The following is a 15,642-nucleotide window of genomic DNA, read 5'->3' as shown; positions in this document are numbered from 1 at the left end:
GTCAAGTAAAACTGGAGGAGGGGATGGTTTCGTTTGGGTATACCTAAAATGGAGATTACTGAGTAAAGGCTTGATCTCAATTTTCTATATAGTGAAACACTTAAAAGTGATAGCTTTTCCTTTGGTGGATAACCGCTTACAGATAACACTAAGAGGTGCATTTAAGTTAATTTAAAATGTTTCATCCTCTTTGTATTAGTACTTTACTAATTTATATCTTATTAGTTTTATTATATTTTTATCTCCTATCATGAATAATAAAAGCATGATCAAAAGAATTACATTCGTTAAGTTATTATTTATTGATGCGACGGTTAATTATGTTACTATTCATCTAGTTGTATATATTGAGATAATTGTATGTTTCTAATAAAAAGTGTAACAATAAATAAAATATGGGGGCATTATGATGCCACTTTTAACTTCAATGAAGATGTAAATATTATTATCGGTAGAAACGGAACTGGTAAAACTACTTTTATGAACATCTTGACCTCAATTTTGACCGTAGATATAGACACTTTGTGTGAATTAGATTTCGAAAGTATCAATATACGTTTATGTGAAGGTAACTTATCAAGAAAAGTCACAGCAAAAATTACATACTTAGATGGAGTTGAAGCTCCTAATGTTACTTACACTATTTCTAATAAAAAATATCAAATTCCTCTAATACAGAGCGATGACCGTAGATTTGGCTACCTGCCAAGAAAAAGAAGTATTGCTGCATCAGTAGAAATACGAGAAGCTCTTCAAAAATTAGTAGATGTTTCTTCTTTATCTGTATATAGATTGAAAAATAGTGAAGATTTTGAAGTAAGAGAAAGAGGCTCAAAAAGAATTATTTCGCATGTTGATTTTAAACTTAACCAACTTTGTGCTCAGTTTACACAATATCAGTTAGAGATCGCGAATAGAGCTCGTAAAATATCGAATGAATTACAAAAAGACGTTCTGACATCTTTGCTTATTAGTGAAAATGCAAATACAAAAATAAAGTGGCCTCAGAGTTTCAATAAAGAAAAAGAAAAACGTAATTTATTTACCGCGTATAAACGTTTGGGTGTTCTTGATATAAATGTAAGTAAAAAGATAAAAAGCCATGTTGATGAAGTAGATAATGCATTTACAGGTTTACTAGAAAATAGAGACAATATTAATTTTTCTGCTATCGATGCCTACGTTAATACGAATAAAATTGTAGAACTTTCTCTTAAAGCTGACTCAAAAATTAATAAATTGTTCAGTCAAATTGAACTGTTTTTTAATATTGTTAATGAGTTCATACCAGAGAAAAAATTTACTATTGATAGTGGAACGTTAGAGGTTTATAACGAAACGTTAAATTTGATACCTACATCTAAACTTTCTTCGGGTGAAAAGCAGTTATTGATTATTTTGATAGAGGCTTTATTACAAAGACAAGCCCAATGCATTTATATTACAGATGAACCTGAATTATCATTACATATAGAATGGCAAAGAAATATAATTCCAGCTGTTAAACGTATCAATTCTCGAGCTCAGGTTATCGCTGCAACCCATTCACCAGAGGTAGCATCTAAGTATAAAGGCTCAATCTATAATATGAAGGATGCTTTATCATATGAGTGATTTTGATTATTCCGATGATGCTCTTAGTGTTATGAATGAGTTTTATTCAGCAGATAAGATTGTTTATGTAGAAGGTGATGATGATGTAGTATTCTGGGAAGGAATTTTTACGAAGCTATCATCAAAAGTGTATTATTTCAAATCTGTTGATGGTTGTGAAAATTTAGAACCTTATAGGTTTAAAATAATTTCTGGTGTAATTGATGATATAGTAGCTTCAGATCTTGACTATTCTATTTTTGAGGAAGGGATTATCGCACCTACCCATAAGAATTTAATTTGGACTTATGGACATTCTATTGAAAATACAGTCTTATCTAAAGAGATTATTCCGAGTATAATTACAACACTCGCTAGAGTTTCAAAAAAGATTGTAGATCCTATTCAGTTGAACCTGTGGTATGCGTCATTCATAGAATCATTTACTCCTCTTATTAAGTATGATTTAAGTTCTGAAGTCCAAAAAACAGGTATAGCAGTATTAGGAGATAATTGTACTCGATTTATGTTGGGAGAGCGTTCTCCCGATCCTTGTTTGAAAAAAATCAATAATTACATAGAAGATAATAAGTTAGAGTCAATCGTACTTGTTGATGAAAATATGATTGAACAAACATTAGAGTGTAAAGGTAGATTATTATCTGACTTTGTTCGTGGACATTTCTTATTTTCTGCATGTTTAAAGTATGTAAACCATTTCGTTAAGAAAATCGGAAAGAATAAAACCCTTAGTGTAGATGCTTTTTTTAGTGGAGTTATGCTTTCATTTAATATCAATTTTAACGAAAATCATCAACATTATAATTATTATCGAGATCAAATTATAATATTAGAAGCAGCATAATAAAAAGGCTCCAAATGGAGACTTTATTACATAGAGTCTCTAAATAATTACTCGATATTAATAAAATGTATAGCTACGAAACTACAGATAATGAAAAAAGATAGGATACCCATAAATTCCAGCCAATGGCTGTATTATGTAACGTGCTTTACTGGCGTCTTTAAGGCTCAATCACGCGTTGAGTAGATCACGGATAGCCTCGTTCCTCGACTTCCGAGATGACGGATATTGGGCTGAGTGAATACCACACCCACCTCCCTAAAAAAAACGGCCACCCAAAGGCAGCCGCTAATTTTATACCTATCAACAATTAGTATTAACGAAGATCATCAGTAACAGCAAGTACTGCTGCTAGGGTGTCATGACCAAAGCCAATGCTACGCTCTGGAGACCAGCCGTATAGGCTATCTAAAAAGATAGGACAGCCATAAAATTTGTAAAGATATGGCTGCCCTGTGTTTTACTGTATCTCTAAAGTAGATAGCCCTTACAGAACAAGGCCTAGCGCTGTTTTAGGTGGTGGGAATTCGTTTTTTCAAAATAGTGCATTCAATTGTCATGGTATTAAAAGCGTTTACATTACTCCTTGTATGGACTAAATTTAAATAAAACTCCATTTGAGGATTTTATTATGAGTTTAGCCAAAGAGAGTGGTTTTGATGCTAAAGCATTAGCAATGGCTGGGTTTAAAGCTGCCGATAATATTTTATCGTCATGGGGATGCACTGCCCAGCAAAGCCAACATATTTTAAAGCTGTCAAAATCGTCATATCATAAATTTAAAGCGACGCCTGAAACAACCAAATTAAGTGATGATCAACTAGAACGTGTCAGCTATCTATTAAATATGCATCAAGCATTGCGTATTGTATTTAGTAACCCAGTTAATATTAGTAATTTTATGGGGATGAAAAATAACAATGATTATTTTTCAGGGCGTTCACCGCTGGAAATTATTGAATCAGGAAAGTTTGGTGATTTATATGAAGTTGCACGGCGTGTTGATGCGTTGAGAGGTGGGCTATGGGGATAGAAGATAACCAGTTAATGATGAAAGGCCATCGATTAATTAATACTAAATACCCTACAATTAATCTATTTGATGATGTGGCGAGTCCTGAAGAATTTGAAATGTTATATGCGATTCAAGCAATGACAAATCCTCGGTTACGTGATGAAGTGAGAAATATATCATTAATCAATACATCAGAGATTCCATTTCACTGCGAACGTGGGCGTAGTTATGCGGTTGCCCCATTCACACATATTAATCCTAATGGTGGTCGATTTAATGATGGGTACTTTGGCGCATTATATATTGCGTTAAGTGAAGAGACGGCAGCATTAGAAGTTAAATATCATCAAGAAAAATATTGGTCAAATATTGAAGGCTTAGAATATGATCGCTTCGTATTTAGAAATTTAATTGTTAGCTATGATCTAGAATCTTGCCATGAAGTGACACATAAGGATGATGACATACTTAATCTTAATTCTTATGTTGCTTCACAGCAATTAGCGCGTGAATTAAAGAAAGATAACTGCCAAGCGGTAAAATATCCCTCAGTACGTTCAGAGTTGGGCATCTGTTGGGCGCTGTTTACGCCAAAGCCTGTTCATGATGTTGTGCAATCGAACCTTCTGGAAATGATTTGGGATGGCGAGAAGATAGCTGAAGTAAATAAGATTAATCATATGAATATTTAGTTATCGCCACTTGCTAGTTTTTTCTAAAGACGTTTTATAGTACCAATTTAATACTTTTATTTTGTTATTCATATTAGTGAATAAAAAACGGCCACCTAAAAGGCAGCCATTAGTTTTGAGAAAGAAACATAGGACAGCCATAAAATCATATTAGATATGACGGATAATAATACTGTTATTATTTGCTGTGAATGCCTGCGAGGGCAATAAGGAATTAACTCACAGCGCGTTGAGTTTTCGAAGCAAAGATATGGGTGTCCTGTGTTTATCCTATTATAGAATTTTAGTTACGAATTGCTGATTAATAGTATGATCTAGTAGCACCTGTGTACAACAATCACATCCTGATAGAGTATATTTAATAATAAGCGTATTTATGCGTATAGACAGAGTTAGTTTATTTGTTCCATACGCTGGAAATTACTCTTAAATGTTTGTCGTTCTAGCTTTGATGGATGCTTGCGCCACCAGTCATTACGATTGAGCAACCGTTTCCTAAGCTAATAGAAGTTCCTTTGCTACTCATCGTTGTGTTTTCTGTAATGTGGGTACGACCTGTTGCGTTTGCGCCACCACCAGTTACAAGAACTTCAGATTTAATACTAGTATTACCAATATTTACTGTGCCGTCTGCATGGTTGAAACGGATACCTTTAACAGCATCTAAAAATGCACCATTAATAGTTAGTTCACCACTGGCAGCACTAGCATCGATCACCCCAATAGCACGTGTAAAAATATCTTCGATATCATTTAAAGTCTGAGCATTATCTAAAGATTTTTGTAGCTCAGGTTCTAGCTTAAGTGCTGGTTTGAAAATAGCAGAGATCAAGTCAGTACCGTAATTTGCTACGATACCGCTGAGAACTCCCATAGTGAAAGCTGATGTAGTAATTGGTTCCATAGTACTTCCTTATATTTAACATTGGGTGGGAACTCTATATTCAATGAATGTAATTTAATTGCAAGTATATTTTCATCATCAAATTAAATAGTAAGATAAGAGTCAAATTTTAGATATTACTCAAAACCGTGTTATCACACATTGGTAACTTAATAGAAACTTTATTAATTAGTTACAGTACCGGCGGCTATAAGCGATGAAAGAAAAAAGATAGGACACCCATAAATTCCAGCCAATGGCTGTATTATGTAACATGCTTTACTGGCGTCTTTAAGGCTCAATCATGCGTTGAGTAGATCACGGATAGCCTCGTTCCTCGACTTCCGAGATGACGGATATTGGGCTGAGTGAATACCACACCCACCTCCCCAAAAAAAACGGCCACCCAAAAGGCAGCCGCTAATTTTATACCTATCAATAATCAGTATTAACGAAGATCATCAGTAACAGCAAGTACTGCTGCTAGGGTGTCATGACCAAAACCAATACTACGCTCTGGAGACCAGCCGTATAGGCTATCTGGATGTTTATTATGATCTTTAAATGGCATTTCAACAGTATAAGACAAGCAGTTAAATTGCTCACCAACCCAATTTGATGCCACTGTTAGATTCGCTTCGCCTGGCTTATCTTTGCCGTAGCCGTGTTCGTCTTGGAATTCTGGTGTTACTGTTAATAGCGCTTGTTTGAATTTATTTTCAAGATTTTCAAGGCGAGCATCGTATGATGGAATACCTTCAGAACCAGCAACAAAGTTAAATGGAATTGCTTCATCGCCGTGGATATCAAGGAACATATCTATGCCAGTCGCTAGCATTTTCTCACGTACATAGAAAACTTCAGGGCTGTTTTCTAGTGATGGTGTTTGCCACTCACGGTTAAGGTTCACACCAATGGCATTTAAGCGTAGGTGACCACGTGCGCTGCCATCTGGATTCATGTTAGGTACAACATAGAATACGGCTTTGTTTAATAGGGCACGACCCACAGTGTCAGTTTCATCTAACAAGCGTTGTACTAAGCCTTCAACAAACCATTCTGCCATAGTCTCGCCTGGGTGTTGACGTGCAATTACCCAGATTTTTTTCTTTGGTGCTTCTTCGTTATCTACTGCGTCTTCATCACCAATTACTAATAGGCTCACATCGCGATTATCAAGCGTATGACCTAATGTTTCTAGGCGACAGTTGTAATGGCTTTGCGCAAGATGCAATAGATCTTGATGACGATCGTAACTGTACGGTGCAAAGTAAGCGAAGTACATTGATTCATTTTCAGGAATAACAGTGAACGTTAATGTGTCACCATCAAACTCTGAAGGGATACGGAACCACTCTTCACGATCATAAGAGGCCACAACATCATAGCCATTCCAACCTTCAGGGTAGGCTGAGTTAGCCAGATCTAATAACTTAATAGTATGAGGTTGTTGAGCTTCTGATTCTAAACGGAAGTGAAACCACTGATGAAGTTCAGATTGGTTATCGTTAGGAATGCTCAGTTGAATGTCGTCTTTGCTATCAGCTTTAACAACATTGATGCTACCGCTTTCGAAGTTACTGAAAATTTTCATGGTGTTTGCTCGTTATATTTATAAGTATTTAATTAGGCTATCACAAACTACTGCAATCGATAATGATTTTTGTTCATCAAAATAAGGTTTCATTGTTAGGTTGAGTAATTAATCATCAATAGCGTTGTTTTGTGTGATAGATCGGTAAAAATGGTGGTGACAAGTTTATGTTTTAGGTGTTGTTGGAATCTAATAATACTGGTTAATATAATTTAAAACAAAATGCATAGATTGTATTAAAACAGCAATTAAAGAACGATAATGTGATTAAGTCGGCTTTTGAAGTGATAAGTTATGCATTTGTTGTGGTGGGCGCTTATATTTTGTGGCTGGTGATTTTAAAAATCGTGTGTTATTTGTATCTTTTTTAAACATTAAATCTTTGTGTGGTTACAACACTAAATGAAAACTTTTCATCAACAGATCATCAAGCACATGCGCTTATTTCATGTACTACGCATTATTATCGCTTCTATTATTGCTTTTTCGATCGATATTATATTTAAGCTTCCATACGGTACTTGGGCACCGATCACTATTATAGTGGTGATGTCGGCGAAGTATTCAGGTGAGGTATCAGATAAAGCCAGCCAGCGAATATTGGGGACGACTATCGGGGCAATTTTAGGGTTGTCGTTGTATTTTTTCCCGATTGATAATGTCTATTGGCACTATGGCTTATTAATTGTGATGCTCAGTGTGTCGCTGTACTTTACGTTAGGTAAATATTCATACAGTGCTATTTTAACCTCGGTGACATTGGTGCTGGTTGCAGGTAGTGGGCCGGGGGATTTACATATCGCATTATGGCGTACAACCAATGTGTTATGGGGTGGGTTAGTGGCGATTATGGCGAGTCAATATTTATTCCCTGCTAAAGCAACCGATCATTTTAAATTAGCCTGTGGTGATTTCTTACGTATATTTCATCAAAACTATTCTGAGCATAATGCACTGGTTAATAGTGATGATGCTTATCGTGAAATTCAGCTATCTCAGCTACGACAAACCTTAAATAAGATCACGTCATTAGAATCGAGTATTGGGCATGAATCACCTGAAATGAAATTGTCTGTTAAAAAAGCGATTGCCTGTCAGGTGAGAATGTTCAATTTATTTGAAAATATTATTCAAACGCAATGGCGTCATCAATACAGCAAAGAGAAAGTACAAGAAATACGGGCATTGTCGCAAGCAAAAGAGCAGTTATCACAGATGTGTGAGTTATTGGGTGAAGACTTATTATCACCTCAAAAGCCGTTAATGGTGCTCAATAAAAAACAACTGGATATTTTGGCGTTATATCCAAAGTTAGCACCGAGTGTTGATAGTCGAACCGATATTAGCTATTACGGCTATTTATGGCTTAATCGAGAATTGGCACGTCAGGTTGCAGAGCTTTCTGAGTGGTTGTGCCAATTTGAAACGATTAAGAATGAGGTACTCTAATTTAAGCGGTAGCGGTTATTTCATCGCTGAATAATAAGCGGCGATATCCGCCAGATCTTGTGCGTTTAGATTTTGTAATTGACCTTTCATCATGCCCGCCATTGGACCAAGACGCATGTCATTAGTATAAGCAAGCATTGCATCATAAATATATTGCTGTTGTTGACCTGCAAGGTTGGGGTAATTGGGCTGTGACGCAATACCATTGCTACCATGACAGAAACGGCAACTCGGGGTTTTTAGTTCGCCTTTGCTTGCATCACCTTTGGGCATGGCGTAAGCGTTACTGCTCATCGCGATAATAAGCAGTATAGCGGTTGTTAGAGTGCGAAAACCGTTAAATAGGTATGTCATTATAAGCCATCAGTTGTAAGGAATATGATTGCCATAGTAAAGCGATACCACAACTAATCAATGACTTAATCGGTGTTTTTGCTTAAAGAGTGTAACAATCAATGTCATAAATAATTACATTGATTGTGTTGTTACTCTTTACGTAATTAGCTATCAGGATTATTACGAACTCGAATGAAACGCGCAAAACGAGGGATCCCGCGATCGGTATAGCCGTTATAGCGATATTGAATTGTTGAACCAATAGCGGGTGGTGTTTGTCGCTGTTGATCATTAAAACCTGAGCCTATTTTAAAGGTGTTATTTGTCGCTGTTTTCACCCAAACCGATCCCATCATGCCTTGATATTTACCGTTACCTTCTTCATAACCAATGATTATCGCTTCTGCATCGTGATGATTTTTAAGTTTTAATAAATGTTCAGTTCGCCCTGAAGTGTAATTATTAGATTTATGATGCAGCATTAATCCTTCACCATCATGACTACTAATAATATCGAGCCATTGCACTAAGATTGCCAGATTATCGAGTGATTTATGTTCAACCCATTGTAAGTGTTTAAGGGGTTGATTATTTTGATCGCGTTGTTGCTCGATTAATACTTGTAATTGGTGGTAACGGTCGCTGAATGGAGCACTGCTATGGGGCAGATCAAATACCATATAATTGACATTTTCCCATGCTAAATCATCAGGTTCATTATCAAGCACAATACGGGTTAATGCTTGAAATTGGCCGCGTTCAATCCATAACTCGCCGTCTAATGGTGTGCTTGGAAAATTGGCATAAAACCATGTTGGTGCATGAATAATATTGCCTGTTTTAGTGAGAAGTTGCTGACCATTCCAATAGGCGCGAATGCCATCTAATTTTTCACTTACTAAATAATCAGTAACCGTGAAAATATCGTGAATTTGATTATCATCACTATAATATGCTGCATTTAATTGTTCGCTAGGTAAGCTTTTGGCGAGCATTAATTGTGGTTGTGCTGCGGAAAGAGGAAAACTCAAAGAGAGACTAATTAATGCGGCAATGGGTGTTAAGCGTCTATTAATCTGTTGAAAATTAAAGCTATTATTGCAATGCGGCAGTGTTTGACGATGTATTAATGGCATGGTGTTTATTCCTAGTAAGCACATGAGTCATAACAGTAAATAAACGCCATTAATGGGTAAATTATTATGCTCTATTTTTAGTTGTGTTTGTGTTGATGTTAGAGTTACGGAATGTGAATCAGGTTACAGTTACATAATTAATGTGTTAAAGGTGCTAAATCTGAATTAATCATGCTGAGTATTAATATAGTCTAAATGATAAAAAAAGTAACTTATTGACTGTATTTATAGACAGGCTGAGGTAAAATTCTGCCACTATTGAACTCTTTTATGTGGTTTTTGTCGTAATGCAGTCTTTTTTGTCACGTCTTCTTGCTCGTATCCATCACTTTCTTGTGTCTAAAAATATTACCATTTCTTTTCATTGCTATTTTATTCATGCAATGAGCTTTATGGCACTAGGTTTATTTTCATCACTATTGATTGGCTCGATTTTAAATACGATTGGGATTAAATTTGCACTCCCACTCTTGAGTGATGTCTTGTGGCCAATAGCAAAGCAAATGACGGGGCCCGCTATTGGTGTGGCTATTGCTTATGCATTAAAAGCGCCGCCATTAGTTTTGTTTTCATCCACAATTGCTGGTGCTGCGGGGGCGGCAATGGGGGGGCCTGTAGGTGCTTATGTTGCCAGTATTTGTGCGGTAGAGTGCGGTAAATTGGTCGCGGGTGAAACCAAGGTTGATATTTTGGTTACGCCTGCTGTAACCGTCTTGGTTGGAGTGTTTATTGGTAGTTGGATTGGGCCATTGGTCGGTGCGGTAATGACTCAGTTTGGACAATTGATTATGTCTACTACCCAATTACAACCGTTATTGATGGGGGCATTAGTAGCGGTGTTAATGGGGATGGCGTTAACATTACCGATTAGTAGTGCAGCCATTGCGATTATGCTGAGTTTAAATGGTTTAGCGGCAGGTGCTGCTACTGTTGGTTGTGCTGCGCAAATGGTGGGTTTTGCCGTCATGAGTTATCGCGTTAACGGTTGGGCAGGTATTTTTGCTCAAGGGCTAGGAACTTCGATGTTACAAATGCCAAACATTGTTAAGAATTATAAAATTTGGATCCCACCGATTGTGGCTTCTGCGATACTTGGCCCAATAGCAACCGTTGTGTTTCACATGGAAAATACGCCACTGGGTGCTGGAATGGGAACATCAGGATTAGTAGGACAGATTCAAACATTGATAGCGATGGAACAGCCGGGAGTAAGTAGTGGCTATATTTACGGGTTGATCGTATTAATGCACTTTATTTTACCTGCCGTTATCACACTCTTTATTGCGTATATCATGCGTCGCCAAGGTTGGATTAAAGACAGTGATTTAGTGCTGAAATTAGGCTGACAGCGATGGTTAGCAATCCCTCGTCGTCGTTATTGTTAACCATACGGGTTGTTAACGCTTAGCTAACGTCGCTATTTGTTGTTGTTCGGCACATCGAAAAAAAGCATCAGCTTGGCGTTGACTGGCAATAAAAGCGAGAGGATTAAGTCCTGTAATGTGCAATTTTGTTCGATAGCTATGAGCTTTGAATGCTTCAGTAAATTGTTGAGGACTGATGTTGTTAGCATCATTAGCAATGGTGGCGGTATAAATAACGGTTTTATTGTCTATGCGCTTAAATAAATTGTGATCAACGACATAGTTAAGTTCTTTTTGTTGTTCAATATTATCAATAGCCTGCTGTGTTAATTGACCTCGAGATGGGGCTTGAAGATCGTTAAGATGATAGATTTTAACATCGTAGTGATTATTGTTATTGGTTGACATGGTTAACACGATATTATCTTGCAAACGCTCTTCTTTTACCGTGAGCGTACAATGAGTATCCGTTTGACTATAGGTTGAGTTTTCAAGCAAAGGTAATGAAAATGCTGATACAGTTAAAAAAAACAGTGGTGTGATCATAAAAGTACCATTAATGATAATGTGAATTGAAATTGATTAAATTAATCCTAGTTTGATTGAGGAGTATTTATTAATTAATATCACCAGATATTATGGTTGCAACACATTATTAAAAATGAGACTTGAGTGATAATTTAGTCGAATTTGTTAATTATTAACGTTTTTTACTAAAGACATAACATTATTTGATACAGCGTTAACAATGTATTATAAGCAAAGTGTTAACCTCATCAATAGGTAAATGTATTAGTTGTTCTTAATCCGAAAAATAAAATAGAGAAAGTGATTATGTCTATGATAACGACAAGCAAAACCCCTTTGTTATTCTCTCTTTTAGCGCTTATTGCTGGTGGTGCCATTGGCTATGGTGTCGGTATAAAAGTTGAAAAAGAGGCTAACGCTCCTGATCTTCTTAGTTGCCAACAACATTTACAGTCTCAAATGAAGCGACTTGATCACAGTACTGAACAATATCAAATATTGGTGGCAAGTAACGAGAAACAAAGTCAGCAGTTAGAGCAGACAACGAAAGATTTAACGGCAATGACAGAATTAATGGATAAGCAAAAAAAAGAGTTTTCAGCTCAGTTAGCATTGCTTACGCAAAAAAAACAAAAATTAGTGGCAACCAAACAAAAGCTAGAAGTAACGAAAAAGAAATTAGATACTGAAGTGGTTAAGTTACAAACCACCACCACCAAACAACAAGTGGTGATTGATAAATCGCAACAGTATTTTAAACGTCAAGCTGAAATGCAGGCCAATGTACAAGCAACCGAAGCTAATGTTGCAGAGTTAAAGCAAGCAGCAAAAGGCTTTAAAAAAGCGTGTGATGAATTTAAATCGGGTAACAGTTGGAATTGGGTGTCACAAAAAGATTGCGATAATTATGATCAGCAGTTAGGGCTATTAAAAGATAAACAAGCGTTATTAGGTTCTCAACAGCAGGCTTTGTCTGTCATTAATGCCGAAATAGGTAAGAAATAAATCGTATTCTATTTGAAGTATAGAGATTAAAAGTAGCTGCTATGACAGCTACTTTTATTGTTATCTAAGGGCTATTTTATATTGTGACCAATAGGGCGGGCAAGTGAGGTCGGAAAACCACGCTCTGCGGCTAACTTTTCAGCATACGCTACAATATCGTGCAAACTTAATTGTTGAGATATTGGGAATTCACTTTCACGGGTTTGCTGTGTAGGCCGTACAATTAAATGTAATGCCGCAAGCTGATCAATAATGGCATCAGCAACAGATAACGCCGACGATGCTTTTACAATTTCAGAGCGAGCATAACGTTGATGAGAATAAGAGACATCAGCTGCGCGTAATGTCGGATCATTACCTGGAATCTGTTGTGCTCCAAATAATGGTTTACCACCCACCGTTGCTTGTTCAAACTTACCCACAAATTGCGCCATATGATTAATCGCGCGTTGAGTGCGTTGTTCAATCTCTTGCTGTGACCAATGCTGTTGTAGTTTCTCTTTAAAAGACGCATTCAATTGTGGTTGAGCACTGTCTTCATTTGATGACACTAATCCATTTTTAAATAACGTAATATCTTGCGTCATGCCATGTAATTGGAAAAATCCATCAGGGTATGGGGTTAATTGCGCCATACCATTTGGCGTTCCTCGTTCGCCATGGAAAATCACTTCTGGCCATTGCGCATCACATTGTGACCAGTGAGTAATATAAGCCGCTTTAAATTCAACCATCCGCTGACGTGGAATATGTGCCAAGTCATCAATAGTACCTGTGCGGTAACCGCCAGCATTCACTAAATAGTCAACATTGATTTGATGTTGTTGATTCGCTGAATCTTGATAACTGACTTGCCAGCCCAGACCTTGTTCGTTTTCAATTAACGACGTTACTTTAGTATTGGTATGTACATGGCATTGTGTGAGCTTGTTCAATGCAAGGGTCAAGGTTGCGGCAATTCTAAACACACTTAAACCATATTCTTGCACCATGACTAATGGATATTTGAACTGATCTAGATTGATAGATTTAGCAACAGGGATCATCCATTGATCGGGTGTTAGTGGATGCTCAGGATTAGCGCGTAATGCAAGGCGCTCTAAATCATGGCGTTGATATAATTTGAAGTAATCTTTTGGATCACCAAGAACACCATTTTTAGGATCTTGTTCTACAAGTGTTTGGTAAGTTTGTTGTAATAACGCGAGACGGGGTAATAAGTCATTAGGATTGCCGACATCATTGCAAGGGATTGCAATAACGGTGGGTCTAATATTGGTTGTGTGGCGATAAACGCGCAACGTATCAATAGATTGCTTGAGTAACGTTATACATTGTTGATCTGATATTTCACGGTAAAGATTACCACCTGCGTGCAAGTGGCAAATTGGAGGACCATTAACTAAGCTTTTTCCTTCCTCAAAAAGTTGAACATGAATACCTTGTTCAGCTAATCGAAGTGCAATAGTTGATCCTGCTATACCACCACCAATAATACCCACGGTTGTCGGTAAATCTGAGTGGGGCAAGGATGTCGTTTTACTTTCAATTAAATTCATCATACTTGAGCACGTAAATCAGCTAAAAACACCAAAAAGATTTATTTAATAACGACATGCGCTATAAATCCTTTGAATGGATAAGATTCGTCATTTTACGTTGTAATAAGGTAAAGCGAAAGTAGCTAATTAAAATTTGATTAAAAGGCTATTTATATCTTTTTTATAAGTATTGTTTTGTTGACGTTATGTTTTATTTTTTACTGTGATAGGTTTTGTTGTGTCTTTTTTGTTGCTTTATGTTTGTGTGGTTAGTGTTTTTTACTGTTATAGTTGTAATGCTTATTATATCTTTAAAAAATATTTTTTTTGCATTTTAAGTAAATGTGAAAAAATACATGATAATAAAACTGTTTATTATCATGTTATTATGGATTTTATTCGTTAGGAGTATTTATTTGTTCTGGATTTTTATTTTTTCTTTTGCTAAATTAAATTATGTTTTTTTGAACTTAAATATAAAAATATGGTCGTGAATTATATTTTCATGTTGAGACATCGAAAAACAGCAGTAGTGATAATAAATATAATAAGGGATAAATAATGTCTAAAATGAATTTAATGATTTTGCCTCTTGCACTTCTTGTTTCTGGTGCTGTAAATGCAGCAACAGTAAATCCATTCTATGTAGGTGCTCGCGCTGGTGGTGTTCATTACGCTGATTTCGATGCGAAAACAGGTAATGTACATACTAACCCAAGTCAAGAAGCGTCAATCGATAAAGATGACTTTGCTGGTGGTATCTTCATGGGTTACAACGTAACGCCATGGTTTGCTATTGAAACTGGTTACACTTGGTTAGGTGAAGTTACTCTTAAAGGTGATGATCATCATGATGACGGCAAGATTGAGCAACAAGTAATTGATCTTGTAGGTAAATTCACGTATCAAGCAACTGACTCTTTAGATCTATATACTAAAGTTGGTGGCGCATGGCAGTTCTCTCATTTTAAAGATAATGACATTTCAGATCGTGATGATAGCTTAATTGCAACGGCTGGTCTTGGTGCTGAATATCACTTCACAAATAACCTTTCTGCTCGTGCTGAATACCAGTACTACCACGATATGGAAGTGAAACCCGGCGATACTAAACTTGATTGGGATGCACATTACTACGGTATGAGCCTTGTTTATGGTTGGGGTGCACCAGCCGCTGTAGTTCCTGTTGTTGCTGAAGTTGTTGAAGCATCAACTATTCAACTTGAGCCAATCTCTGTTGAAATGCCATTTGCATTTGATAGTAATGAACTATCTGAGCAAGATATGCAGCGTCTTGAACCAATTGCACAGCGTCTTGTAAACTTCCCTGAAGCACAACTTGTTGTTATTGGTCACACTGATAGCACTGGTGTAGAAGCATATAATCAAAAACTTTCTGAGAAGCGTGCATTAACAGTTGCAACGTACTTAACTAAGCATTTTAACATTGATCCAAGCCGTGTATCTGCTGAAGGTCGTGGCGAGCTAGATCCTGCTGCATCGAATGATACAGTTGAAGGTCGTGCTCAAAACCGTCGTGCTGATGTAACGACTCCAGGTTTTGAAATTGAACAAGCTGCTGTAGCTGCTGTTGCTCAATAACGATTAGCTTAGCTAATAAATAGAAATCGATAATATTTT

General features: G+C 36.7%; 14 protein-coding genes. 8 read left to right on the top strand and 6 right to left on the bottom strand.

The window, feature by feature from the left end:
* The first annotated feature begins 360 nt into the window (after nt 1–360).
* The 4 genes from GLP24_RS08600 to GLP24_RS08585 all read left to right on the top strand — a co-directional run bounded on the left by GLP24_RS08600 (nt 361) and on the right by GLP24_RS08585 (nt 4,165).
* Nucleotides 361–1,614, top strand: a complete 1,254-nt coding sequence (locus GLP24_RS08600; RefSeq protein ID WP_232615865.1) for an AAA family ATPase — start codon at nt 361–363, stop codon at nt 1,612–1,614.
* Nucleotides 1,607–2,458, top strand: coding sequence for a DUF4435 domain-containing protein (locus tag GLP24_RS08595; RefSeq protein ID WP_232615864.1), 852 nt, complete (start codon nt 1,607–1,609; stop codon nt 2,456–2,458). The genes GLP24_RS08600 and GLP24_RS08595 overlap by 8 nt, the downstream gene beginning before the upstream one ends.
* A 631-nt stretch (nt 2,459–3,089) precedes the next feature.
* Nucleotides 3,090–3,491: an MbcA/ParS/Xre antitoxin family protein gene (locus tag GLP24_RS08590; RefSeq protein WP_152653451.1), complete on the top strand. Its 402-nt coding sequence runs from the start codon at nt 3,090–3,092 to the stop codon at nt 3,489–3,491.
* Nucleotides 3,482–4,165: an RES family NAD+ phosphorylase gene (locus GLP24_RS08585; RefSeq protein ID WP_232615863.1), complete on the top strand. Its 684-nt coding sequence runs from the start codon at nt 3,482–3,484 to the stop codon at nt 4,163–4,165. The genes GLP24_RS08590 and GLP24_RS08585 overlap by 10 nt, the downstream gene beginning before the upstream one ends.
* A gap of 442 nt (nt 4,166–4,607) precedes the next feature.
* On the opposite strand, the gene GLP24_RS08580 is transcribed toward GLP24_RS08585, so the two are convergent.
* Both GLP24_RS08580 and GLP24_RS08575 read right to left on the bottom strand, forming a co-directional pair.
* Entirely contained in the window at nt 4,608–5,069 is a 462-nt protein-coding gene (locus GLP24_RS08580; protein ID WP_232615862.1) for a hypothetical protein, read from the bottom strand.
* A 427-nt stretch (nt 5,070–5,496) separates the two neighbouring features.
* Nucleotides 5,497–6,642, bottom strand: a complete 1,146-nt coding sequence (locus GLP24_RS08575; protein WP_101767662.1) for a M14 family metallopeptidase — start codon at nt 6,640–6,642, stop codon at nt 5,497–5,499.
* A 402-nt stretch (nt 6,643–7,044) separates the two neighbouring features.
* On the opposite strand from GLP24_RS08575, the gene GLP24_RS08570 reads away from it, so the two are divergent.
* Nucleotides 7,045–8,091, top strand: a complete 1,047-nt coding sequence (locus GLP24_RS08570; RefSeq protein ID WP_152653454.1) for an FUSC family protein — start codon at nt 7,045–7,047, stop codon at nt 8,089–8,091.
* A gap of 15 nt (nt 8,092–8,106) precedes the next feature.
* On the opposite strand, the gene GLP24_RS08565 is transcribed toward GLP24_RS08570, so the two are convergent.
* Together GLP24_RS08565 and GLP24_RS08560 are read right to left on the bottom strand one after the other, a co-directional pair.
* A complete protein-coding gene (locus GLP24_RS08565) occupies nt 8,107–8,445 on the bottom strand; it encodes a c-type cytochrome (RefSeq protein WP_232579330.1) in 339 nt (112 codons plus the stop codon).
* 146 nt (nt 8,446–8,591) lie between these two features.
* Nucleotides 8,592–9,563 carry a DNA ligase gene (locus tag GLP24_RS08560; RefSeq protein ID WP_232602695.1) on the bottom strand — a complete coding sequence of 324 codons (972 nt, stop codon included), beginning with the start codon at nt 9,561–9,563 and terminating at the stop codon, nt 8,592–8,594.
* A 287-nt stretch (nt 9,564–9,850) separates the two neighbouring features.
* On the opposite strand from GLP24_RS08560, the gene GLP24_RS08555 reads away from it, so the two are divergent.
* Entirely contained in the window at nt 9,851–10,909 is a 1,059-nt protein-coding gene (locus GLP24_RS08555) for a PTS transporter subunit IIC (protein ID WP_101767665.1), read from the top strand.
* Nucleotides 10,910–10,960: 51 nt separating this feature from the next.
* Here GLP24_RS08555 and GLP24_RS08550 read toward each other — a convergent pair whose 3' ends face one another.
* On the bottom strand, nt 10,961–11,473 hold the full coding sequence (locus GLP24_RS08550) for a hypothetical protein (RefSeq protein ID WP_232597994.1): 513 nt from the start codon (nt 11,471–11,473) through the stop codon (nt 10,961–10,963).
* A gap of 288 nt (nt 11,474–11,761) precedes the next feature.
* On the opposite strand from GLP24_RS08550, the gene GLP24_RS08545 reads away from it, so the two are divergent.
* Nucleotides 11,762–12,460 (top strand): hypothetical protein, encoded by a 699-nt coding sequence (locus GLP24_RS08545; RefSeq protein ID WP_232602693.1) that lies wholly within the window; start codon nt 11,762–11,764, stop codon nt 12,458–12,460.
* A gap of 71 nt (nt 12,461–12,531) precedes the next feature.
* Here the strand turns inward: GLP24_RS08545 and GLP24_RS08540 are convergent, their stop codons facing one another.
* A complete protein-coding gene (locus GLP24_RS08540) occupies nt 12,532–14,019 on the bottom strand; it encodes an FAD-dependent oxidoreductase (protein ID WP_101767833.1) in 1,488 nt (495 codons plus the stop codon).
* A gap of 543 nt (nt 14,020–14,562) precedes the next feature.
* Here GLP24_RS08540 and GLP24_RS08535 point away from each other — a divergent pair.
* A complete protein-coding gene (locus GLP24_RS08535) occupies nt 14,563–15,603 on the top strand; it encodes an OmpA family protein (protein ID WP_232615861.1) in 1,041 nt (346 codons plus the stop codon).
* Nucleotides 15,604–15,642: the final 39 nt, after the last annotated feature.

It is taken from the genome of Photobacterium carnosum, from assembly GCF_021236965.1.
Lineage (GTDB): Bacteria > Pseudomonadota > Gammaproteobacteria > Enterobacterales > Vibrionaceae > Photobacterium > Photobacterium carnosum.
This window is presented reverse-complemented; position numbering and strand designations above follow the sequence as displayed.